At 40.7% G+C, this 23732-nt stretch carries 21 protein-coding genes; 7 read left to right on the top strand and 14 right to left on the bottom strand.

Annotation, left to right across the window (positions count from 1 at the left end):
- Positions 1-122 precede the first annotated feature (122 nt).
- The 6 genes from QOL76_RS14230 to QOL76_RS14205 all read right to left on the bottom strand — a co-directional run bounded on the left by QOL76_RS14230 (position 123) and on the right by QOL76_RS14205 (position 11125).
- Positions 123-1469, bottom strand: coding sequence for a TolC family protein (locus QOL76_RS14230; RefSeq protein ID WP_283413639.1), 1347 nt, complete (start codon positions 1467-1469; stop codon positions 123-125).
- A complete protein-coding gene (locus QOL76_RS14225; protein ID WP_283413638.1) occupies positions 1469-4531 on the bottom strand; it encodes an efflux RND transporter permease subunit in 3063 nt (1020 codons plus the stop codon). Before QOL76_RS14225 ends, QOL76_RS14230 begins: the two co-directional genes overlap by 1 nt.
- Position 4532: 1 nt before the next feature.
- Complete coding sequence (locus QOL76_RS14220; protein WP_283413637.1) at positions 4533-5615, bottom strand: efflux RND transporter periplasmic adaptor subunit; 1083 nt, start codon at positions 5613-5615, stop codon at positions 4533-4535.
- 17 nt (positions 5616-5632) lie between these two features.
- Complete coding sequence (locus QOL76_RS14215; protein ID WP_283413636.1) at positions 5633-6418, bottom strand: alpha/beta fold hydrolase; 786 nt, start codon at positions 6416-6418, stop codon at positions 5633-5635.
- A 193-nt stretch (positions 6419-6611) separates the two neighbouring features.
- Entirely contained in the window at positions 6612-7682 is a 1071-nt protein-coding gene (locus QOL76_RS14210; RefSeq protein ID WP_283413635.1) for a DUF481 domain-containing protein, read from the bottom strand.
- A 101-nt stretch (positions 7683-7783) separates the two neighbouring features.
- Complete coding sequence (locus QOL76_RS14205; protein WP_283413634.1) at positions 7784-11125, bottom strand: TonB-dependent receptor; 3342 nt, start codon at positions 11123-11125, stop codon at positions 7784-7786.
- Positions 11126-11471: 346 nt separating this feature from the next.
- Here QOL76_RS14205 and QOL76_RS14200 point away from each other — a divergent pair, with 346 nt between their 5' ends.
- The 4 genes from QOL76_RS14200 to QOL76_RS14185 all read left to right on the top strand — a co-directional run bounded on the left by QOL76_RS14200 (position 11472) and on the right by QOL76_RS14185 (position 13464).
- Positions 11472-12167 (top strand): lysoplasmalogenase, encoded by a 696-nt coding sequence (locus QOL76_RS14200; protein WP_283413633.1) that lies wholly within the window; start codon positions 11472-11474, stop codon positions 12165-12167.
- 158 nt (positions 12168-12325) lie between these two features.
- Positions 12326-12739, top strand: a complete 414-nt coding sequence (locus tag QOL76_RS14195) for a hypothetical protein (protein ID WP_283413632.1) — start codon at positions 12326-12328, stop codon at positions 12737-12739.
- A 26-nt stretch (positions 12740-12765) separates the two neighbouring features.
- Complete coding sequence (locus tag QOL76_RS14190) at positions 12766-13068, top strand: hypothetical protein (RefSeq protein WP_283413631.1); 303 nt, start codon at positions 12766-12768, stop codon at positions 13066-13068.
- 120 nt (positions 13069-13188) lie between these two features.
- The gene (locus QOL76_RS14185) at positions 13189-13464 is read left to right on the top strand and encodes a DUF4235 domain-containing protein (protein WP_283413630.1); all 276 of its coding nucleotides are present in this window, start codon (positions 13189-13191) and stop codon (positions 13462-13464) included.
- Between the two features lie 10 nt (positions 13465-13474).
- Here QOL76_RS14185 and QOL76_RS14180 read toward each other — a convergent pair whose 3' ends face one another.
- The 7 genes from QOL76_RS14180 to QOL76_RS14150 all read right to left on the bottom strand — a co-directional run bounded on the left by QOL76_RS14180 (position 13475) and on the right by QOL76_RS14150 (position 18629).
- Positions 13475-14806, bottom strand: a complete 1332-nt coding sequence (locus QOL76_RS14180) for a hypothetical protein (RefSeq protein ID WP_283413629.1) — start codon at positions 14804-14806, stop codon at positions 13475-13477.
- Positions 14790-15011, bottom strand: a complete 222-nt coding sequence (locus tag QOL76_RS14175; protein WP_283413628.1) for a hypothetical protein — start codon at positions 15009-15011, stop codon at positions 14790-14792. Before QOL76_RS14175 ends, QOL76_RS14180 begins: the two co-directional genes overlap by 17 nt.
- Positions 15012-15608: 597 nt before the next feature.
- Positions 15609-15917: a hypothetical protein gene (locus QOL76_RS14170; RefSeq protein ID WP_283413627.1), complete on the bottom strand. Its 309-nt coding sequence runs from the start codon at positions 15915-15917 to the stop codon at positions 15609-15611.
- 24 nt (positions 15918-15941) lie between these two features.
- Complete coding sequence (locus tag QOL76_RS14165; protein ID WP_283413626.1) at positions 15942-16397, bottom strand: hypothetical protein; 456 nt, start codon at positions 16395-16397, stop codon at positions 15942-15944.
- Positions 16398-17338: 941 nt separating this feature from the next.
- Complete coding sequence (locus QOL76_RS14160; RefSeq protein WP_283413625.1) at positions 17339-17533, bottom strand: hypothetical protein; 195 nt, start codon at positions 17531-17533, stop codon at positions 17339-17341.
- A 72-nt stretch (positions 17534-17605) separates the two neighbouring features.
- Positions 17606-17983 carry a PH domain-containing protein gene (locus QOL76_RS14155; protein WP_283413624.1) on the bottom strand — a complete coding sequence of 126 codons (378 nt, stop codon included), beginning with the start codon at positions 17981-17983 and terminating at the stop codon, positions 17606-17608.
- Between the two features lie 160 nt (positions 17984-18143).
- The gene (locus tag QOL76_RS14150; RefSeq protein WP_283413623.1) at positions 18144-18629 is read right to left on the bottom strand and encodes a hypothetical protein; all 486 of its coding nucleotides are present in this window, start codon (positions 18627-18629) and stop codon (positions 18144-18146) included.
- A gap of 133 nt (positions 18630-18762) precedes the next feature.
- On the opposite strand from QOL76_RS14150, the gene QOL76_RS14145 reads away from it, so the two are divergent.
- Complete coding sequence (locus tag QOL76_RS14145) at positions 18763-18981, top strand: DUF3820 family protein (protein WP_283413622.1); 219 nt, start codon at positions 18763-18765, stop codon at positions 18979-18981.
- Positions 18982-19174: 193 nt separating this feature from the next.
- Here the strand turns inward: QOL76_RS14145 and aspS are convergent, their stop codons facing one another.
- Positions 19175-20935 (bottom strand): aspartate--tRNA ligase, encoded by a 1761-nt coding sequence (gene aspS / locus QOL76_RS14140; protein WP_283413621.1) that lies wholly within the window; start codon positions 20933-20935, stop codon positions 19175-19177.
- A 521-nt stretch (positions 20936-21456) separates the two neighbouring features.
- On the opposite strand from aspS, the gene QOL76_RS14135 reads away from it, so the two are divergent.
- Positions 21457-22764 carry a peptidoglycan DD-metalloendopeptidase family protein gene (locus QOL76_RS14135; RefSeq protein WP_283413620.1) on the top strand — a complete coding sequence of 436 codons (1308 nt, stop codon included), beginning with the start codon at positions 21457-21459 and terminating at the stop codon, positions 22762-22764.
- A 209-nt stretch (positions 22765-22973) separates the two neighbouring features.
- The gene (rluF, locus tag QOL76_RS14130) at positions 22974-23705 is read left to right on the top strand and encodes a 23S rRNA pseudouridine(2604) synthase RluF (protein ID WP_283413619.1); all 732 of its coding nucleotides are present in this window, start codon (positions 22974-22976) and stop codon (positions 23703-23705) included.
- Positions 23706-23732: the final 27 nt, after the last annotated feature.

Here is a 23732-nt window from a genome sequence, read left to right as displayed (position 1 = left end):
TAAGACTCTGGATGTTACACGAAAGCCCATTTGGCAAATGCTATGCCAAAGGAAAAAATAAGCATTCGTTAAAAAAAGCAAATATTAAAACGAAGACTATCGTAATAGCCTTCCTTTCAGTATTAATCTTCTGTAGGCAGGTCTAATTCCTCAAAACTATTATCGAAGAAAATCTTCCCGGACAGGCGTCTCAATTCGATTTCCTGCTCTTTAATATTATAAATAGATGTAATCAAACGGTTTTCAGCTGTAAGCAAATTCACCTGTGCATCTCTAAATTCCAAATAGGAGGCAATTCCCAATCGGAACCTTTCTAAAGCGATTTCGGAGCTTTCTTTCGCAACAGCATAATTCTTCTGCTCCACCTCCAGTAGATTGCGATTAGTGGTATAGGTATTAAAAGCCCTATGAATATCAGATCGAAGTTGGATCTCATATTGATCTACAGCAAAACCTTGAATCTTCTGCTGTACCTTGGCATTCTGAATCCTTCTATTCAGGGTAAACCCGTTGAAAACATTTAAAGCAATATTTCCCCCATAATTGAATCCAGAGCGCTGATTTTGAGTAAGAATTCCCGCGTCAGAATTGGAAGTATTGGTTGCATAGGTGGCATTCAAATTAATAACTGGAAGCCTACTAGCCCGCAATTCTTTCAATTGTAGAAAGGCAACATTTTCTTGGCGCTGAGCAATAAGGTAGGTTTTATTTTCTAAGAATGCATTTTCTACCAGATCCTGTAAAAGTAAGGGTTCACCTACTGTGATGGTGTCATTGATCATAAACTGCTCTTCAGGATTCAACGCCATCAGTTCATTTAGATTCACACGGGCATTTTGGATGACCTGCTCCTGTCCTAGCAGCAAGCTCAAATCGGAATTGTAATCAACTTCTGCAGTGAGAAAGTCGCGTTTACCCGCTCCTCCCAAGGAATATTGAGCCTCAGCTATATCCAATCTAGCCTTACTCAAATCCAAGGTGCGCTTCAAAACTTTTTGCCGCTGCAGCTCCAATACTAATCGATAGTATGCCGATGAAATATTAGCTACTGTATTTTCTACCGCGATCTTAGCATCCAATTCGGAGATTTCTGTCAAGACACCAAGTCGTTTCAGTACAATAAAGCTCTCAGGTCGAAATCCATAAATGCCGACTACGCTAAAATTCTTAGATCTGGATTTCGCATTGTCAATCGTTCTTGGGTTAGGATCTGTGGCAAATACCTGCTCCACATCTTCATTACTAAAAGTCCGGGTATAGGTAGCGTCCACAATCGGCATCAAATAATCTCCAGTTCCAATTCGCTGATTTCCCTCCTGAATTTCCACAGTTTCTACTGCGATTTTAATATCTAGATTTTTCTCCAAACCAATAGTTATCGCTTTCTCCAAATCCAGAGATTCGCTACTTTGTGCAAATAGGTTTGTTCCAACAATACTCAGTAAGAGCAATAGGCTAAGATTCTTCATTAAATTCTGGCTAATCTTCCTTCTTTGGAAGTGAGATAAGTATAAATTGCTGGGATCACAAAAAGGGTCAATATAGTCGCAAAGGTCAAACCACCAATAACGGCAGCGCCCATTGGAACTCTACTTTCAGCACCTGCACCTAACCCAAGTGCAATAGGTAAAATTCCCAAAATGGTAGACAAACTAGTCATCAAAATCGGTCTGAATCTAGCCACTGCTGCTCCAAAAATCGCCTCATGAACTGACATTCCGGTGGCTTTCCGTTGATTGGCGAATTCTACTATCAAAATACCATTTTTAGTCACCAGACCTATCAGCATAATAATACCAATCTGACTGAAAATATTCAGCGTAAACCCAAATGACCATAAAGTAAGCAATGCGCCAAAGATTGCGAGTGGCACCGTAAACATGATGGTAAGTGGATCTAAGAAGCTTTCAAATTGTGCTGAAAGCACCAAATAAATCAGGATCAACGCGAAAAGGAATGCGAATAATAAGCTGTTTGAGCTTTCTCTAAATTCCTTGGAAGGACCTGACACATCGGTAGTAAATGAGCCATCCAATACCTCATCAGCTATACGGTCCATTTCATCCAACCCGTCACCAATGGTATAACCTTCCGCTAAATTGGCAGAAACAGTACCCGCAACAAATCTATTGAATCTATACAATTGAGGCGGAGTGCTTTTCTCTGTGACAGTGACTAGGTTGTCCAGCTGAACCAACGAACCATTCTCTGCGCGTACATACAGCATTCTTAGATTTATAGGTTCATTTCTATCTTCCAACCTCATCTCTCCAACTACCTGGTACTGCTTACCATTTTTGATAAAATAGGCGAATCTTTGTCCTGAATAAGATAGCTGTAATGTCCTGGCGATTTCTTGAATTGACACGCCAATATTTCTTGATTTCTCTCTATCTATCTCGATTTCAAGCTCAGGTTTGGTAAACTTCAAGTTGATATCAGAGAAAATAAACACAGGGCTTTTGCCTACCTCTTCCATGAAAGTAGGTATCACTTCCTTCAATTTATCAAGTGTTGGCGCCTGCAAAACATACTGAACAGGAAGACCTCCACGGCTATTCCCGATGGATTGTGCTTGAGAAGCAAAAGCTCTTACTCCGGTATACTGTTTAAGCTTTTGATTTATTTCATTGAAATATTCACCTTGGGTTTTTTCTCTGTCTTCAGCGTCTGTTAAAATAAATCGCATGAAACCTGAATTTGTACTTGAAGATCCAAAACCGGGAGAGGTAACTGACACCATGCCTCTCACCTCGTCTTTAGGGTAATCCTCGCCAAAATCAGCTACCATTTGGTCAATTACACGATCCATATATCCAAAAGTAGCCCCCTCTGGACCTGACATTCTGATTACGATTTCACCTCTATCTTCTGTAGGAGCAAGTTCGGTTGGAATCTCGTTAAAGAGCCAATAAATGCCAAATCCCATAAAACCTACCAATAAAAATGACACCCAACGAAATTGCATAAACCAGGCGAGTGCTCGATCATATTTGTCATTTATCCACACAAAGCCAGGTTCGGTAAAATTGTAAAAGGCATTATGCTTCTCTCTTTTCTTGAGAAGTTTTGAACTCAACATGGGAGTCATCGTCAACGCCACAAAAGAAGAGATGATCACGGCGCCGGCAACTACTACACCGAATTCTCTAAAAAGTCGGCCAGTTGTACCCGTTAAGAAGATCACTGGAAGAAATACTGCTGCTAACGCCACTGTAGTAGCAATTACCGCAAAGAAAATCTCCTCAGAGCCTTTTTCGGCTGCTTGTTGTGGATTTTCTCCTTTTTCAATACGGGAGTAAATATTCTCTAATACTACGATCGCATCATCGACCACGAGTCCAATCGAAAGTACAATCCCCAAGAGCGTAAGTACATTGATAGAAAAGTCCATCAGGTACATGACAAAGAATACTCCAATTAGAGAGATCGGTATTGTCAGAACTGGAATAAAAGTAGTTCGCCAATCTCTCAGGAATAGGAAGATGATGGCTACAACGAGTACGAAGGCTGTAATAATCGTCTCCTTTACTTCGGATATGGAGCTTCGTATAAAGTTTGTCTTATCAAATCCAATTTCTAACCCAACATCAGATGGCAAATCTTTTTTGATAAATTCCAATCTCCTATAGAATTCATCAGCAATTTCTATACTGTTAGATCCAGGAAGTGGCACCAACACTATACCCACCATAGGTACACCGTCACGCTTCAAAATACTGCGTTCATTAAGGGCAGCCAACTCTGCTTTCCCTACATCCTGAAAACGCACGATGTTGTTTTGATCCTCTTTTATGATCAGATCATTGAATTCCTGAGGGCTACTCAATCTACTTTTTGTTCGAACAGACAGCTCAATCGTCTCTCCTTCAATTTTCCCGGAGGGCAATTCGACGTTCTCACTTTGCACTTTGGAAAGCACATCTAGTGGAGTAACTCCATAAGAAGCCATCTTTAGCGGGTCCATCCTCAGACGTATCGCATATTCTTTTTCACCCCAAATCTGAATCCGGCTCACGCCCGGTATGGTCTGAAGTCTTTCTTTGAAAATATTCTCTGCAATATCTGAGAGATCCAAAAGACTTCTTTCATCGCTTTTAACGTTCAAGAAAACGATAGGCTCCGAATCAGCATCAGCTTTGGAAACTACTGGAGGTTCCGCATCAGGAGGAAGATTTCGCTGAGCACCCGAAACTTTGTCACGCACGTCATTGGCTGCAGCTTCCAGATCAGCTCCCACGTCAAATTCTACCGTGATGCTACTTCCGCCATCATTACTCGTCGATGTCAGGGATTTAATCCCCTGGATACCGTTAATTGCCTCCTCTAGCGGCTCAGTGATCTGAGCTTCAATGACATCTGCATTAGCTCCTACGTAGGTTGTCCGCACATTTATGACTGGAGGATCAACACTTGGAAATTCCCTTATTCCCAAAAGTGTAATACCTATGGCACCAAAAAGCATGATGACTAGAGACATCACGATGGCCAAAACTGGCCTGTTGATACTTACATTTGATAAGCTCGACATGTTAGTTGATTTGTGTGAATTCAACAGGGGTTCCCGTCCTTGCTTGCAATACACCAGTGGTGAGTACCAGATCTCCCACGTCCAACCCACTAGTGATTTGAACATGCGTATCTGTACGAGTACCTATTTCTACCGAGCGTTCCTCGGCTTTGTTATCGGCACCAACTACGAAAACTTTATAGCCTTGCAATTCCGGAACCACTGATTCTGATGGCACCATCAGCGCATCTTCAGTTTCTCCCAGTACAAAACGAATTCTTACGAACATTCCAGGTAAATACCTGCGGTCCTTGTTTGGACTTTCTGCTCTTAATTTCAATGTACGAGTAGCAGCATCTATCTGTGGCTCAAAAGCATAGACTTTTCCTACCTCCTCCTCTGGGGAAGATTCGTTAGTGAAGTAAATTTGAGAGCCTAGAGTCACCTGATTGGCATAGCGCTCCGGAACAGAAAACTCAATTTTGATTGGGTCTATGTTTACAAAATTTGCAATCACATCATTAGTACCTATCACTGAGCCTTCACTCACCTGCCTCAAACCCAGGATCCCATTAAAAGGAGCTCTAATGATCGTTTTAGAAAGCTGAGCTTCTACCAATTTCAAATCAGAAAGTGTGGTATTATATTCATTGAGCACAATATCATACTCTTCCTGACTAATCGCTTCACGTGCTAACAACTGCTTTTGTCTATTTTCTTGGGTTTCGAAGAGCTTTTGAGTAAACTGAAGACGTTGGAATTGAGCCTGTAGCTCATCGTCGTTTAGGTAAAGTAAAGGTGTTCCTTTACTTACATATTGACCTTCTTTAAAGGAAATCTTGGTAACCAAACCAGTAATCTCAGTACGCAGATCCACTGACTCATTTGGCAAAATAGTACCGGTAATGGAAAGCTGATTCCTCAAGGTTTCACGCTTTAGTTTTACGACTTTCACCTGCAAATCAGATGGGGCACCGGGGCCTGCACCCACCGAAGCGACGCCTGTATCATTACTATTACGGGTGTCCATTCTTGGGTAGAAATATGCAACAGCAGCAATCACAATAACTGCAATGATCAATAGGACTTTAGTTTGCTTTTTCATTGAGAAAAATAATATGCTTAAATGTGTTGATTTTGAATAAATGCGAGCGAAAGTTTGTTGAACTCATCAGGTCTTTCAACATTCACTACATGTCCACATTTCTTCAAAATATTCAATACTGAGCTTTTATGCGTTTTTATAATTTTTTTGACTGGCTCCAAAAACATGACATCCTGATCGCCCATTACATAAAGTGTAGGAATTCCTAGATCAGATTCCTTAAAATAGTTCAGAAGCGGATTTATATCTTTAGTCAACTGAAACCAGCGAATAAATTCCTTCTGACATAGTTTTTGGGCTTCTTGGACAAACAAGTTTCTCGATTCGGCATGCTGCTTCCTCGGTAAGATCACAAAGGCAAATAACCTGTACAGCCACATGTAAGGAATCACTCGCTTGAACGTACTCCCTAGCGTAACCAGTATTCTGGACTGAACGGTCAGTCGAGTCACTGCGCCAGCCAATACTAGTGATTTAACTCGCCATTTTTCTAGCTCAGCTAGCTGTCGGACTATGATTGTACCCAGAGAAACCCCCATAAAATGAGCCGGTGGAATATTCAGGTGATCCAGCACTTCAATAACGTCATTCGTGACTCCGGTGAAGGTATATTCCTCATTGTAAATCTGCTGAGGCAGATCGGCTGACTTGCCGTGCCCCCGAAGATCTATCAGTAGCAGATTATACTTTTCCCTGAAATCCTTCAGCTGCTTAAACCATACCGCAGAGGATCCTCCTGCACCATGTATAAACACGACCCATTCTTTACTCACCGAATGAGAAAATATCTTATAATACAACATGGTAGGTTAACCTCGGGATCATTCTTAAGGTTGTCAGAATACAAAAATAACTCAGTAAATACAGGAAAAAGTAACAAAACATACTGAAGGCAAATCTTTGCCATCAATGGAAAAAATACAGGATACTCAACTCAAAAATGCCCGAAATCAGTAATGAAATCAGGCATTTTTAATACACGAACAGAAGTCAAGTCTAAAGCTCCCAGCCTACAGTAGTCTGGAAAATGTAATCCAGTTTGGTAGCTCCTTCAATCGGCTGATTATCAAAGTTCATTGTGGTACCTACCTTCACATAGAAATCATCCAAGAAATCGTATTTGACGTCAAGCTTAAAATCCGTTCTGAATCGATTTGACTCCGTCAAACTGGGATAGGCCATCAAGTTGGTGAGTAAGGTCAGGTCTCCTATGTCGTACAAGTTCAACTCCGCACCTATCATAGCTTCCCCAGAATTTCTGGATGGGGTTTCATCGAAATAGGATTCAGAGTTTAAGTTGATACCTGTCTGAAACCCGAAGTAAGTTTTATTGGTGTGGATCAAATATTTTCCCAAACCGATCTGATTACCTACTCGACTTTTGATCAGCTGCTCGGTATTAGACAGGTAAGTGAAGTTGTATAACAAGAACCAATCTTTGGGCAAGAAATAGTTGAATGCGAAGCTTCCATCCGTTCGTTTGACATCCGCTACTTCATCTTGGGTGGATCTAAGGGAATTATAGGACGAACTGGCTTTCCATCTATCTGCTAGGTATCCTAAGCCTGATCTAATATTGAATTGAGTTAGGTTATTTGCTTTCGTTATACTCCATCCCAAATCAATATTAGCGGATAGTCTGCTCCAGAAGCCTTCATCCAACGCATTGAGATAGACTATTTCCGATAGGTTTACAAGCTCTTTGCCACCTATTGGTTGCTCTGTCTCCGTTCTTTTACCTCTTATACTCCTGAGTATACTTTCCGGGTCATAGGTGTCTATCTCAGCCCGGATACTATCTATGCTGTTGAGCGTACCGTTGTAACGTTTGCCGTTGGAAAGTGTAATAAGGTATTTAGTCTTGGAAGCTATTTCTCTAATTTCTCCCCAAGTGACTTTGAAATCTGAATCTGAATAATCCGTCTCAATAGTCAAAACACCTTTGTCCATACTTTTTATCTCACCCACAATCAGATTGCCATTACTTAGCAAAAGTGAATCTGTCTGCCCAGAGGACTCAAAAAAGAATGCTAAAACAAATACTAAAAACAGTAAACCTTTTTTCATAGTCATAAAATTTAAACCCTTAAAATAAAGAAATACAGCTAGAATAAACAAAAAAAGCACCCCAAGACTGAGGTGCTTTTAGACTTATGGATTTTTTGTATTTAGAAGATATATCTCAAGCCTAACTGCATGCTCCAGGTAGTAGAGAAGTTACTTACATTCTGATATGGTGTTGTTGGCAATTCGCCAGAAACTTGGTTCATCACATAGTTAGGGTTTGCACTAACTGAGCCAGAACGAGAAAGAAGGTTCTGAGCTCCGTTTGTTCTTTGTGAAATTCCCCAGTCTTTATTCAACAGGTTACCGAAGTTTACTACGTCTAAACTTACCTGAAGTGTATTTCTTCTTTCACCGATATTAGTAAAGATGTCCTGTAGTACTCTCACATCGAATCTGCTCAACCATGGCTGAATGATCGCATTTCTAGGAACATATCCACCTCTGTACTCTTCAAGGTCATTGTCCGCAATATACTGATCGAAGGCAGTTCTTTGCTGCTGAGCAGTATAGACTACAGTACCATTAGAGACGATGTCAACAAAATTGAAGTCTGCGGTATTTTCAGGAATGTAAAGAAGATCAGCATTAATACCGTCTCCATTAAGGTCGTTTCCATACGTGTAAGAAAGTCTGCCCTGATTTCCTCCTGTGTAATACACACCAATTGTAGTCGCAAGGAAGTTAGCATATTCCACTCTGTAGCTCATGTTTGCCACTATTCTATTTGGCAAAGCAAAATCAGAGATATTCAGACGCTGATCATTTGGAGAGTTAATGTTTGGAGAAGCTCCCCATGCAGAACTTGCACTAGATCCAGAATTGGAGCTAACCTCTTTTGCTGCAGAGTACGTATAGAATACGCTACCTGAGAAGCCGTTGTATTCTGGAACTGACAAACCGATTGTTGCACTTACAGCATGACCTTTCACATCAGTGTTAGTCAGGATAGTTGCATTATTAGCACCCATTGCTGAGTTATAAGCTACGCTAGTACCGGGTAAAACAACCTCTCTGTCATCTCCAGCACTATTCATTTTGTTTGGAGAAATAGCTCTGTTCGCTCCGAATTGGAATACCCCATTGATGTCTTTGGTATACAAGAGATCAGCAGTTAACATAAATGGAGAATCACCCAACTGGTAATCAGCTCCTAAACTAGATCTCCATACCATTGGCATTCTAAAGTCTGTATCAACCAAAGCAAATGAGTTTGGTGCACCTTGAGTAGGATTCTTGATGAAAACATTTTCTCCACCTGCAGGCGGGTTCTCTACGTAATAGTATTTCTCAGGCTGGAAAGACACATTTCCAATCCATCCAGCAACCTCACCATAACTACCAGGCTCAACAGTGTTTTGCAAAACACCTGCTCCAGTTGGCATATTTGTCAACCATACGAAAGGAACTCTACCAGAGAAGATACCTGTACCACCTCTAATGATTAGGCTTCTATCACCCATTACGTCATAGTTGAATCCAAATCGTGGAGACAGCATTACGCGGGATTTAGGCCAGCTTCCTGAATCGTAATTCTTCGGCTGATAATCTGTATCCAATAAAGTAAGATCATTGATCGCTTCGTTTGGAGTAAGATCATTCAAATAAATTGGTAACTCAGCTCTTAAACCTAGAGTCAAGGTCAATTGATCGTTTACAGCGAATTTGTCCTGAGCGTATAGAGAAGCCAAGCCAAAGTTCACTCTAGCGTAAGTCTCTTGTCCTTCATATGGGTAAGTCAAACCGAACATGATTGGTGCCACTTCATTTGGCGTACCAGTAGTCAAGAAATCTTCAACAGAAGCATATCTATAATAGGAAGTACCCATTCTTACAAAAGAGTTACCAAATTTTTGGATCTCAAATGCTGCACCTGCAGTGACCGTATGACGACCTTCAGTATAAGTCAAGTTGTTGATAAAAGAGAAGTTATCATTTATCACATCGTTGTTATAAGAGAATAGCTCCGTACCAAAGCTCATGTAATTGGCATCGCCATCACCTCTTCCGCCGCCATCCCAGATATCCACCATTGGGAACTCAGCTCCTGGAGTAGTTCTGGTATCTTGGATTTTAGAATAAGTTGCTAGGAACTGATTAGAGATCTTAGGGCTGAAATATGAGTTCAATTCAGCAGTAACAGACCTTACTGTATTTTCGAAGCCATAAGCTGCGTTTTCAAAAGCCATAGAGTTTTGACTAACTCTTTGTGCAGAACCCGGAGTTCTAGGTCTTGGACCTGAAGATCCGTTAGTAATCTGAGGAGAAGTACCTACTACTTGGTTGTATCGTACAGCTAGCTTATGCTTGTCACTGATGTTCCAGTCAATTCTAGCCAAAAATTTGGTGCTAAACTGTTCTGCTTCATTCGCAAATCCTTGGTATCTACCTGGATCATATCCCCACTGATTGATCAGGTGGCTTTGTACTGCTTCAAGATCAGCTACAGTAGTTCTTGCAATGTTATTATCTGGATCCGCTACACCATTTGTAGATGCTTTCCATAGGTTAGCTCCAGAAGCATTTGCTCCAGTGTTCACTTCTCTTTCAGCGTTGACGAAGAAGAATAATTTGTTTTTGATGATTGGACCACCTAGTCTAAAACCGAAGTTATTTGTAGCAGCATCCGTTGCTTCCAACTCAATATCACCAATTTTCTTTCCTTGCAAGTCCTGGTTTTTGGTGAAGAAATATGCAGAACCAGTAAATGTATTTGTACCGCTACGTGTTACAGCATTGATACCTGCACCAGTAAAACCAGATTGAGTTACATCAAAAGGAGCGATATTCACAGAGATTTGCTCGATCGCATCCAAAGAAATAGGTTGAGAATTTCCACCTGGAAGTGGGTTACTGCTCAATCCAAAACCGTTGTTGAAGTTTGCTCCATCGACCTGAAGATTGTTATATCTGGAATCACGACCAGCGAAAGAAGTACCATTCGCCTGAGGAGTCAATCTAGTAAATTCTGTAACAGATCTGTTGATCTGAGGAAGGTCAGTCAACTGCTTGGTAGAAATACTTGTAGAAGTACCTGTTTTGTTAGAATCAAATTCCGAAGATTTTGATGCAGAAACGATCACCTCGCCAAGTTCCGTACTATCATCGTTTAGCGTAACTGAAAGCGCATAAGGTTCGCCTAGTCTCAGAACCACATTGCTGTAGGAAGCAGCTTGGTATCCAATAAAGCTAACTTGAATAGTGTAAGGACCACCAATTCTCATGTTAGGAATGGTAAATCGGCCGTCTAAGTTAGTGACAGCACCATAACGCGTACCAGAAGGCACGTGTGTAGCGACAACGTTCGCTCCAGGAAGTGTCTCCCCTTGTGCATCAACCACTAGTCCTACAATAGAACTGGTAGTTACTTGTGCTTGGGATACACCAATAGTGGCAATTATTACCAATACGAGTGAAACCAAAATTTTAAGTAAATTTTTCCTCATAATTTGTACGTTTTGATATAAACTGGTTTGAAATTATTCCCTGCAAAGGTAAATTCACCCGCGATGATCTATGGGTACATAACGTTAAGTTTTGCGTTACAAATTTCACTAATTTTAACTATTTCTTAACATAGAAAGGTGAATAATATTCTGCCAAAAGGCCAAAAAGTTTTGTTACACATTCCTTTTACCTAGAAAAGTAGACTTATTTTAGAATAAAATTTCAGAAGAACCTCAGTCACCCAAGAATTGAAATTCTCAATATTATCAGTATTTTATTCTGAAAATATGGAACAACCTATTTAAAAATTATGTCTCTTAAAAATTACTCAAAATTATCCATCATTTGAAAAAGAAAAATATCCTTTGGCTCTACCTGTTTTTATTCGCGACTTTAATTGATTTAGCTTTTATTCTGGAGCAAAAATTAGAGCTAAGATTTTTTTCCAAACCTCTGATTATATTGGGGTTGATTGGATATTTCTACCAAATTACTAAACCAATTTCCTCTACTTTACTATCCAAATCTATTTTAGGTGCTTTGATATTTTCCCTGCTTGGAGATATTCTACTTTTGTGGGATCACCTTTTTATATATGGAATTGGCGCCTTCCTTCTGGCCCATGTCTGTTATATCATAGGATTTAAGGTAGCTCAAAAAGCTCCGGAATCTCTCCTTAATGTGAACTTTGTAAAGACCTTCTTTATCAATCTCCCGGTTTATTTTTTGGCGGCCTTTACTTTTTACATGATCAACCCGAATCTTGGCGCACTGAAAATCCCCGTGATTATCTACATTATAGTGATAGTAAGTATGGTAACCACTGCAAGAGAGCGCTATGGGAAATGTAATCCAGCTTCATTTTGGCAAGTATTCATTGGAGCTATTCTCTTCTTTATTTCTGATGGAGTTATTGCTCTGGATAAATTTTACCTCCCCATTCCTGATGCAGGTATCATCATTATGGGCACTTATGCTATCGCCCAGCTGATGATAGTGATGGGTATTCGATCACATCTAATTAAACCAACTTTATCCTAGATTTAAAAATAGCTACCATTTAAGAGCTAGGCATACTAAACACTCCCTCTCAATAGAAAATGATACAAACCTGGAGTTACTCGACCAAACCGAAAGTCCGCAAAGTATTTACTACTTGCTGCTTGTTTTTACTTCAATTTTTCTTGTCTAATAACTTAATGGCTCAATCAGAGCCCGGTTATGAAGTAGGTTTTATCCCTGCCTCAATTTCCGAGATTGATGTTGCATTTCCACTTTTGGAGAAATGGAAAATATCTGGACAAGTAGACCTTCAATTGGTATCACAGGGCGCGTATTCCAATTCAAATCCTTATGCATATGTGCAGCGTTTTGTGGTTAGACCTTGGTTGATCTATTCAGGATTCAAGCATATGAAATTTTATGTGGGTTACGCCCGAAATAAGAAATATGAAATAGTAGAGGCCGGTAACCCTGAAATTCTCGAAAGGCGACTGATCCTCATGGGAACTTACATGCAAAAAATGCCCAAAGAAGTATTTTCGAGCAAGTTAGATTTGAAACCAAATTCTTTGAAGATAAGAATGGCATCAAGCGAACAATCCCTAGAATAAGAGGAAGATTCGGAGTAAACCACTACTTGAATCAAGGTGAGAATCCAATCTTCCAGTCGCACAATATTTCCTATTACACTGAGGTCATGTTCAAATTTGCTCCAAAGGATTATGCAAAAGACCATTTTGACATCTTAAGGCAATCGGTTTATTACTCCGCAGGACTTACTAAAAACTTAACTGTATTAACTGGGATCATTGCTCAAATGCAACTTCGCAGCAGCGGAACTCAATTTGACGTGTATTACGGGCCAACCGTAGCCTTGAAGTGGAACTTTCAGCCTAAAGTAAGAGAGACGTTTGATATGGTGAGCAACGATGTGGACTAAGTCTTCGGTCATCCAACCTGACAAGCAAAAAAGTTAAGGTGACTGGCATCATTGCGGATAATCATATTATTCTATAACTGTTTGCGCACAGAGTTTGCAGATTTTTAGAAAAAAGGAGATATGAAACTATCAGAGAATAAATTCACAATTTTATCCGCAGCCTTATCTCTAGGAGTGGCTGCATTAGCAAAAGCTGCCATAGACAACAGATACGAAGCTGTTACAGGAGATCCTGCGCCTAAAAACCCAGAAACAGATCAAGCATCCTTCGGAAAAGTAGTTCTTTATACTGCAATAACGGCGGCAGTAGGTATAAGTGCCAAACTATTAGTGCGGAAATTTTTCACCAAAAAGTGGAAAGAAATGGATGGCCAAGTACCAAAGCATCTTCGCTAAAGTCTATTGGCTAAGGATTAATCCATCCGGAATCTACCACCACACCACGGTTCAGATAGTTATGCCTGGCGAATTCCCATTCTTTGATCGCCAGACCTGAAAACTGATTTCCATTTCCCCATTTAGCTTCCATTGTTGCTACCTGCCTCTGCAAACTTTCAGAACCATACATCTCTGCAAAAAATGCGGCACTAGGCTCCTCCAGATCAAGGGCATCGATCCATCGATAAAGCTTGGCCGCAGTAGTTTTTTTGTCTTTCCCATGAGCCGCTTTTTTAAATTCATGGAAATAATATTCCTCCGAAATCAAATATGCCGCTCTTCTCTCTTTCAAAATGCTGACGAATTTGCGAAGCGCTTTGAAAAGTAAAATCAATACTAGTATTCCTATAACAACCACTCCTGCAAATTTCTCAAGGCTCATCCCCAATATTGTCAAGGGCTGATCTTCAGCTTCTTCAGATACAATCTCTTCCTGAATCATCGCCAAGGAATCCCTTACACTAGCCAATACTCCCAAACCTGGATTTGCTTCGACCTGAATTTTCACTTCTTTCAGGGTTCGCTCGTACAATTGATTTCTGTAGGGATTATACCAGGTAAATACCATTTCGGGCAAGATGACCTCCCCCTCTTTCTCGAAGAGGTAGCGCATCTTTTCTGTTCTGGATGCAGAAATAGAAGTCTTTGTTTGATTATTTGACACCTCACTACGCGAAGGATACAAGCTAACATTTGCAATGCTATCCCATTCTATCGGGGGAATTAATTCAGAGACTGTACCGGAAACAGTTCTGGAAATTGTTCGCTCCACCACATCACCTACTTTGACCTTAGCCCTATTTCCCGACCAACGCTCAGAGACACTTAGTCCATTAGCCACGAGCCACTCATTCTCTGAGAATTTTGATGGAATTGGCTTTACTTTGATGGTTTTCCCTTTAGCCTTGATGACATGCTTTTTCCCTTTATAATCTCCGACCTCGGGGGACTCCAGCGCTATATTCAAATCAGGAAAAACTACATCTTTGTCCGTGTAAGGAAATATATTGTAAATCAACTGGACACCTGCAAAGGTCTGACTTCCTTCTTGTTTGGACACCGAAACCGACCTTAAATAGTAGGAGAAAGCTCCCGGAACTTTGATATTGCCCAAGTCTGGAGCTGTAGTAAACCAGGTGGAAGAGTAGATAAATATATTCACCTCCACAGGCTGCCCCAAATAGGGATTGCTTGGATTTATATGAAGCTCTGCCCAAAGCTTTTGAGCCTGCACTTCAACAGAAATGAAGGCAAGTAAGAATATCAAGAAAAGCTGCCTATAGTTACCAATTCCTTTCATGCGCCTTTGGTTTTATGCTATCCTTCTTCACTTGGTAGGCAAATTTCCTTTTCAAAAACAGCGATGGATCATCATCTACTTTACGCATCAGCATCTTACTGTTATCTTTCTGAACGGCAGGATCGGTATCCTCAGGAACTTCTTCAAGCTCTCTAGCCATTGTGGCATTTGAGTTTTCGGATTGTTCAATGTCTTCCGCCTCCATATCTTCTTCGGTGGGCTCTTTACTGCCTACGGTTTGCTCCTCTTGCTGGTGTGAAAATGTCTAGATAAAATTAGATTAAAATCAGAGTACTGACTAAAAATTAAGCGATTAAAATCAAAAAAGGGTGATTATTCGCATTTACTACGGGGCACTATGTACTAGAATTACCTCAATATTCCGATTTTTCAAATTTTAGATATGGATTTTAGCATAGCTAGCTCAACCAATTTGATCTGAAATCCTATCAGATAATTCCTAATTGATAACTGAACTTTCTTCCAAAAGAGTATTCACCTATAACGACTAATCTAAGGCACTCAGAGGTATTCTCTCATCCCCTTTGCTGCTTGGTTTTAGTAAGAAATTAAAGTCGGCAAATCAGTAGCTTATTCGATGCTTCTCCGATGCTCCTTCGATGCTCCTTCGATATACTATCGTTGGAAGATCGAAGTTGAATCGATAAAAAATTGGCGTAAAGTTGAATGAAAGCATATTATAAGCCGCTCTCTGAGGCTGTCCGATAAGTTATTCGACAAGGGTAAATAGGGTAAGGCCAACGGGATGACTGCAATCGCTTAATAGCTGATACTAATCACATTACTTTGGAAACAGAAAGATCACTACAGCTCTCCATCCCCAATCAGCTTTGCCCCCATCAGGAGAGGCCAGATTTAATCTAGGACCTACCACAAATTGAGTTTTCTGCTTACCCAGACTGGTCACCGCAGAAATGGTCGGATTCAACCAAACTGTAGCAGTTGAGGCTTTCCAATTTTGCGTCCACTCCAAGTTACCTCCTATTCCTGCGCCGGATTTCCAGTTATAATTCACAAAAGGCTGAACAAACATCTGGCTTACGTCAGGCCTATCTTCATTTCCAGCAACCGACCAAAGTTGGTTGATCAAGCCACCAACAGTCCAGCCATTTACCTATTTCAGCGCTATAGCGGTTGGTCCCATTCCGAATTTCTTGGTGGTCAGATAATCATTCGTTCCTATAGGCAAAAGCAAGGCAGGCCCTACACCCCAAGTCAATTTTTCAGAGTTTTTTGGTGAAAAAAAGGCAGACATCACTGCGTCTCCAAGTCCTGATTGCTTCTCTCCCGGAGAAGTGATATTATATTGTGTGACCACAGGAATCACTATTCTTGTGATCATATTCCAGTCTTTACTCATCGAAATTGGTATCACTGGCTGGATATTCATAGTGTTGCGGCTGCCTTTGAAATCACCTATCCCATAATCTGTATTGTTCTGAAAAGGAACAGATATCAAGGACGCGATAGGGTTGGCTAGTTTCTTGGCAAGTTCTGCAGCATCGTCTTGTGCGAAAGAAGCACTGATTCCGAAGGTAAAAATCAGTGCAGAGAGTAGTGTTTTTTTCATCTGTTGTTTCTTAGGTATCAAAAAAGATCTAACTATATTTTAACAAAATAAAAATTTAATTTTATGTATATCCGCTTTTCTACCAGTAAAGAGGGAAAAGCAATCTAGAATTTGTTCAAAATTATAATTGAGGTCACTTCAGCCTGTCCCGCCAATGCGGGAGTCTTCGGTCATCGGTCTTCCGACCACATAAGCAAAGAATCTAAGGCAAATGGCATCATTGCGGATAATCACATTAAATTTTTACCCAATCTCCCCTTCCCTTATTTTTATTTGGTATTTAATCGCGCTTTGAAAAGTTACCCCACCAATTTTTTACTCCAAGTTTCAAGTCTACAGAACACCCTCTCTTAAAATTATTTGAATAATACGGAAAACGGAAATAATTCCTGTCGGGAAAAGCTGGGTAAAGGCTACTATTGTTACTGTTCTATTGACCATCAGTCTTCTCAAAAACATGCTGTAAAAATATCAGGGGCCCTCGTTTCATTATTAGTAAAAACAGAAAGCAGAGTCATATATCAGAATATCAATAGCTAGATTAAACTCTCAGATATAGCATCCATTTACGGATTTCAACTTGACTTTAACTTCAAACATGTCGGGTTTAAAAACATAGCTTCTTCGATATACCATCGGAGTAGCATCGTAGAAAGGTCGACTTGAAGCCTTACCAAAGCTTACCATTCACCACTGCTCCGCCCTAGCTTCTCCTTTGAACTTCCCTAAATCACTGGGAGACGTAAGGGAACTGCAAGGGAGGATTAAGGGAGCATCAAGGGAGATAGTACTGGCTTGATATAAATGAAACACTACCATAAGATGGATCACCCAAGAGTACACCAGATAGATTGACAGCCGGGCATACAGGATTCCCCCGTCTGGGTGTAGTCGAATAGTCTATTTGACTGGGTGGGATTTGTAATTCCACCCTAATATTCTTACCAATTTCCAATTGGCCTTCCTACCTTACGCCCTTCTTCTTCCCGATTCTCGTGACTCGCTCTGAAGAGAGAAGGTGATCGATCCTGCTCCAGATGTAGATAAGAGATAAGTAGTAGATTGGTTGTTCCCGAATCGCTTCCCTGCCGATTCGGTTCAGCTCGGGCAAACGAACCCGGGATCTTCGATTTCAATAACTAAAAGGCTTGAAGAAGAAATGGTAAAGTGAATACCTCAAATAACGCTAGGTCATTCAGTTGCGAGAATTACATCACTTTTGAAGCCAGATATCGTTGCACTTCATAGACATCAATGCTTTTATTGAAGCGCTTGCTGACCGAAGGCATGTCTTCACTCGAAATCCAGATCTTCAGCTCCGCATCCAAATCAAAGGTGCCAGCGGTTTCCAGTGAAAACCTGGAAATACTCTTATAAGGCATGGACTTGTACTCCACCTTGCTTCCTGTTAGTCCCTGCACATCTATCAAAATAAGACGCTTATCCGTAAACATAAACGTATCCCGAATAAGCTTGAATCCAAGTTCAATCTGCTCTCCTTCTGCTAGCAATCTTCCGAAATCCTTGCTCAGTTGCTCAACAGATACTTCGCTGGCATTGCCTAATATTTTATTGAATAATCCCATGATTTAAAGTTGAGTTGGTTAATTGATCAAATTGAATGTTGTGATAATAAGCACTTTGGCCAGTAGACTTAATTTCACCGCTCTACTGTTCAGAGTCCTGATAATTTGAATACACTCTTAGAAATGGTAGCTGTAAGCTAAAGATTTTTAACTGGCACATCTAGAAATTGAGCGAAAGTCCTGCTCCAGTTGCTGAAAAAGACAGGTTTAGTTCAGTTCTATCCCAGACGGAACTTGCAGTAGATCCTCTATTGTAAGTGTCTAGAGCAAATCTGGATTTTTTGACAAAGCTATTTGTAATAGGGATGGTTGCAACAAGCAATCCTGCGCCTATACCTGCGAGTGCCCAGTTTGGGTCACCACCTGCCACAGCTGCTCCTATAGGCCAGCCAACCATAAACCCTCCAGCAAAACCTATGATTGATGCCAGGGTATAGTTGGACTGTGCGGATTTTATTGATTTGTAAGCTTCTTGGTTTGTTTGCATGATATTCACTAAGTCTCCAAGTTGTACCCTTGTGTCTCCCTGATAAAATTTATACCCCCAAAAACTTTTCCTAATCGTGATGGAATCTTTAGCAACCTGCCCAAAGGAAGCAGTAAACGAAAGGATTAGAAAAGAAAGAATAAGTAAACTTGTTTTCATAAATAAATCAGCTGGATTTAAGCTGAAAAGCTAAACTAATTTCATAATAAATTAAATGTGATTCCTAGAAAAAAGAATGTAAGAACAAGAAATAAGCAGTAAGGCTGGATCAAATTCCTTATACCTTTGCCCCATGGACCAACAAATCCTTATTGATCTGGTGACTAAAAAAATGCCTTATGGAAAGTATAAAGGCCGATTACTATGCGATGTACCAGAACACTACTTGGTATGGATGTACGGCCAAGGATTTCCAGAAGGCAAACTAGGTATGTGGCTGCACACGCTTTATGAAATCCGACTCAATGGATTGGAAGGAATTCTTGCGGAACTAAAAAAACGATATGCTTAAAGCCTGTTCCTTTAATCATTAGAAACTTGCACTAAGAATAGACGCTTCAACTATAGAAGGACAAAATATTCACCAAAAAAGGCTGTCTCATCTCTGAAACAGCCTTGTATGTTTATTTTATATTCGGGCAAATCATCATTCGCCCTACACTTTAGCGCCTCGGTCTGTGTCCCCACAGACCGAAAAGTTTATATTATGATTTAGCCACTACAGCCAATTGTATCGATAATTCTTTCAATTGCTCGTCCGCAATGCTGCTTGGAGAATCGATCATCACGTCACGACCCGAGTTATTTTTCGGGAAGGCGATGTAATCACGAATGGAATCTGATCCACCGAAAATCGCACACAATCTATCAAATCCGAAAGCTATCCCTCCATGTGGTGGGGCTCCATATTCGAAAGCTTCCATCAGGAATCCGAATTGCTTTTGCGCCTCTTCCTCTGAGAATCCAAGATGCTTGAACATCAATTGCTGAGTAGCTCTATCGTGAATACGGATAGAACCGCCGCCAATTTCCACACCATTGATAACCAAATCATATGCATTTGCTCTCACCGCTCCTGGATCTGAATCCAGCAAAGGAATATCCTCTGTCTTAGGAGAAGTAAATGGATGGTGCATGGCATGGTATCGGTTAGTCTCCTCATCCCACTCCAACAAAGGAAAGTCCATTACCCAAAGCGGTTTGAAAACAGAACGATCACGAAGTCCAAGGTCCTCACCCATTTTAAGACGAAGCTCAGAAAGTTGCTTACGTACCTTATCTGCATCTCCGCTCAGGATCAAAATCAGGTCACCCTGAGTCGCTCCGAATGCATCTGCCCAATCCTGAAGATCGTCAGCAGAATAGAATTTATCCACAGAAGATTTGATGGTTCCGTCAGCATTGTATTTGGCGTAGACCATGCCTTTTGCTCCGATCTGAGGGCGTTTTACCCACTCAGTCAGTGCGTCAATTTGCTTTCTGGTATACTCTGCAGCTCCTTTCGCACAGATACCAACTACCAGCTCAGCCTGGTCAAAAATGCTAAATCCCTTTCCTTGAGCCAATTCATTTAACTCTACGAATTTCATATCAAAACGAAGATCTGGCTTATCGTTACCATAATATTTCATGGCATCTGCATAAGTCATTCGCTTCACTTCTTCCAACTCCACTCCCTTCACTTTGCTAAACAAATGCTTAGTCAATCCTTCGAAGGTATTTAGGATATCTTCCTGGGTTACGAAAGCCATTTCGCAGTCTATCTGAGTAAACTCAGGTTGACGATCCGCTCTCAAATCCTCATCACGGAAACATTTTACGATCTGGAAATATCGGTCAAAACCAGAAACCATCAGCAATTGCTTGAAGGTCTGCGGAGATTGCGGCAAAGCATAAAATTCACCAGGATTGGTACGGCTAGGTACGACAAAATCGCGTGCCCCCTCTGGAGTGGACTTAATTAAAACTGGGGTTTCCACCTCAATAAATTCCTGCGCATCCATGTATTTACGAGTCTCCTGCATCATTTTATGACGCAGTTGAAGCTTCTCACGAACTACATTTCTACGAAGATCCAAGTATCTGTATTTCATACGAAGCTCTTCGCCACCGTCAGTTTCATCTTCGATGATAAACGGAGGAACTTTCGCAGCATTCAACACTTCAAGTGCAGTTACTTTGATTTCTATAGATCCTGTTGGGATTTTATCGTTTTTGGAAGTCCGCTCGATTACTTTGCCAGTAGCCTGCACCACAAACTCACGACCGAGTTCTGCAGCTTTTTCCAACAATGCTTTTTCGCTTGAGTCCTCTTCAAAAATCAATTGAGTCAAACCGTAACGGTCGCGAAGATCGACCCAGATGAGTCCTCCTTTATTTCTTACCCGCTGAACCCAGCCAGCAAGGGTAACTTCTTGATTAACGTGATCCAGGCGTAGTTCGCCACAAGTATGCGTTCTCAGCATGTTAATTTAGTTTTTTTTGGGATGTCAAAGATAAAGAAATGACAGTCAGAACACAGGAATCATTGGATGATTAGCAATAATTTCAGTGATTTCCTTCCATTTTTCCTGAAAAACCAGACTATTCTTTATGAAAATTGAAATAAGATGAAGACTTGTGATTTATGTAGCTATCAAAAATTACATGAATATCCAAGATAAATATTCCCAGTTCGACTTCGCTCGGTGTCCGCTTGGCTAGTGCTTGAGCATGGACTGGAGAAGTGCAGTTTTTCCGCTCCCATCCACTTCTTATCTACCCTAATTATATCTCGGTGGTGGAGCGAAGTCGAGGCCTAATGGGAATTCTTAGTCATAGTTTTAATTGCCGAAAATATTTTTTTATGAAATATTCAGGCACTATTCATCGTTGGTATGATAGTTGGAAAGGAGCGATCGAAAGGTTTATACCCCAAAACTTGGATTAAAAGCCCTTTTTTGCTTGATTGAGTTAAATTTCACCTCCCCCAAATAGAATTAGATTAATGAAAAAGATCTGGATAGGAATTGCTGCACTCGTTATCACCATTGGCGCAGCATCTTCACTCCAATTTTTCGACCTGCCTTTTCAGAAAGAAAAGGAAGCTGAGATCGTAGAACCACCGCTCATTGATTCCCTTGCGAACCAGGTGTTTCTTTACGGAATCAACGTCACCGGGTTGAATATTGTAGAAGGAACCGTGAGTAAAAACCAAACTTTAGGGTCTATCCTAGCGCCTTTCAATGTCCCCTATCAGATTATCGATCAGATAGCCAAAAAATCAAAGGAGATTTTTGACGTAAGAGGGATAGCAGCAAACAAGAAATTTACGGTAGTTACTCCTGCTGATTCAGCTCAGGCAGCATTTTTCATTTACGAGCCAAATCCAGCTGAATATGTAGTCTTCAACCTGGACTCCATAGATATTTATAAAGCAGAGAAACCCGCAGAATACAGAACCAAGGAAGCTGGCGGAATTATCAATTCCAATCTTTCAGCTGACATGACTGGTCTTGGAATAACTTATGATATTATTGATCAATTTGCCGATCTATATGGTTGGTCTATTGACTTTGGAGCTTTGCAAAAAGGCGACAAGTTTAAAGTATCCTACCAGGAGAAAGTAATTGACGGAGTAGTTGTTGGCGTTTCAGACATTCAAACAGCTTTTTTCGAACACAAAGGAACCCCTTATTATGCGATTCCTTTTGAGCAAAACGGAGAAGTAGCTTTCTTCGATCAAAACGGAGACAGCTTCAAGAAAGCATTTTTGAGAGATCCACTGAAATACTCGAGAATAAGCTCTAGGTATAGCCTGAAAAGATTCCATCCAGTTCAAAAACGCTATAAAGCTCACTTGGGTACAGATTACGCTGCCCCAACTGGCACGGAAATCCGCTCTGTGGGAGAAGGAACGGTAATAGATGCCCGTTATACTTCAGCAAATGGTAATTATGTAAAGATCAAGCATAATGGCACCTACACTACCCAATATTTACACATGTCTAAAATTGCCAAAGGCATCAAGCCTGGAACGCGAATTAAACAAGGTCAGGTAATTGGTTATGTGGGAAGCACTGGCTTGGCAACTGGCCCGCACCTTTGCTTTAGATTTTGGAAAAATGGCAAACAGGAAGATTGGTTGAGAGAGAAGATTCCACCTTCCGAGCCTATTTCTTCTGCTAACAAACTTGCATTTGAATCTACCAAAACTGAATATATGGATAGATTAGCAACTATTATTATTCCAGGTGAACCAGCACGATTAGTGGCCGAGACTCCAAAGCCAGTTGTAGCAGGTAAAAGCGAATAGAATTTCAAACACATCATTTCAAAAGCGCAGGTCTTCGGTCTTGCGCTTTTTTTTTAACCGCAAACTGTACAAAGGTTTCGCAGAGAACGCAACTGATTTGGATTTGATTGATTCAAATTATCTAGTAGCGCTCTCTGCGAAACCCTCTGCGTTCACCGCGGTAAATAACATTTACGTAACTTGCAGCCAGAATCCATTCTAGATTTCCAGTGGCAGAAGATCAATACATACGAATCAATAAATACCTGAGTGAAGTTGGATTTTGCTCTCGACGCGGAGCGGACAAACTTCTGGAAGAAGGTCGAATTACAATCAACGGAAAAGCCCCTGAACTTGGCACTAAAGTAGGCCCGACCGATGTAGTAGCTGTGGATGGGGAACCCGTAGGAAAGCCAAAACAAGTACATACCTATATTGCTTTTAATAAACCAGTAGGAATAGTAAGCACCACTGACACTAAAGGTGAAAAGGACAATATCATTGACTACATTGGTCATCCACAGCGGATTTTTCCAATTGGCCGACTGGATAAAGATAGTGAAGGATTAATTTTTTTAACCAGTGAAGGAGATATTGTAAATAAGATTCTCCGCTCCAAAAACAACCATGAAAAGGAATATATAGTAACTGTAGATCGGCCGGTGAATGATGAGTTTATCAGGTTAATGGGAGCCGGAGTACCCATACTAAACACAGTGACTGATCCTTGTAAAGTAGAACGCATCAGTAAATTCAAGTTCAGAATTACCCTCACTCAAGGACTCAATCGGCAGATCCGGAGAATGTGCGAGCATTTTGGATTCAAAGTAGTACAGCTGAAACGAATCAGAATCATGAATGTGCACTTGGATATTCCAGTTGGAAAATGGCGTGATTTGACTGATAAGGAAATGGCAGAAATCAATGATATGATTTCCGATAGTTCGAAGACTTTTGATTGAGGGTATTAACCGCTGAGTCCACGGAGG

The sequence above is a fragment of the Algoriphagus winogradskyi genome, assembly GCF_900182815.1.
Lineage (GTDB): Bacteria > Bacteroidota > Bacteroidia > Cytophagales > Cyclobacteriaceae > Algoriphagus > Algoriphagus winogradskyi.
This window is presented reverse-complemented; position numbering and strand designations above follow the sequence as displayed.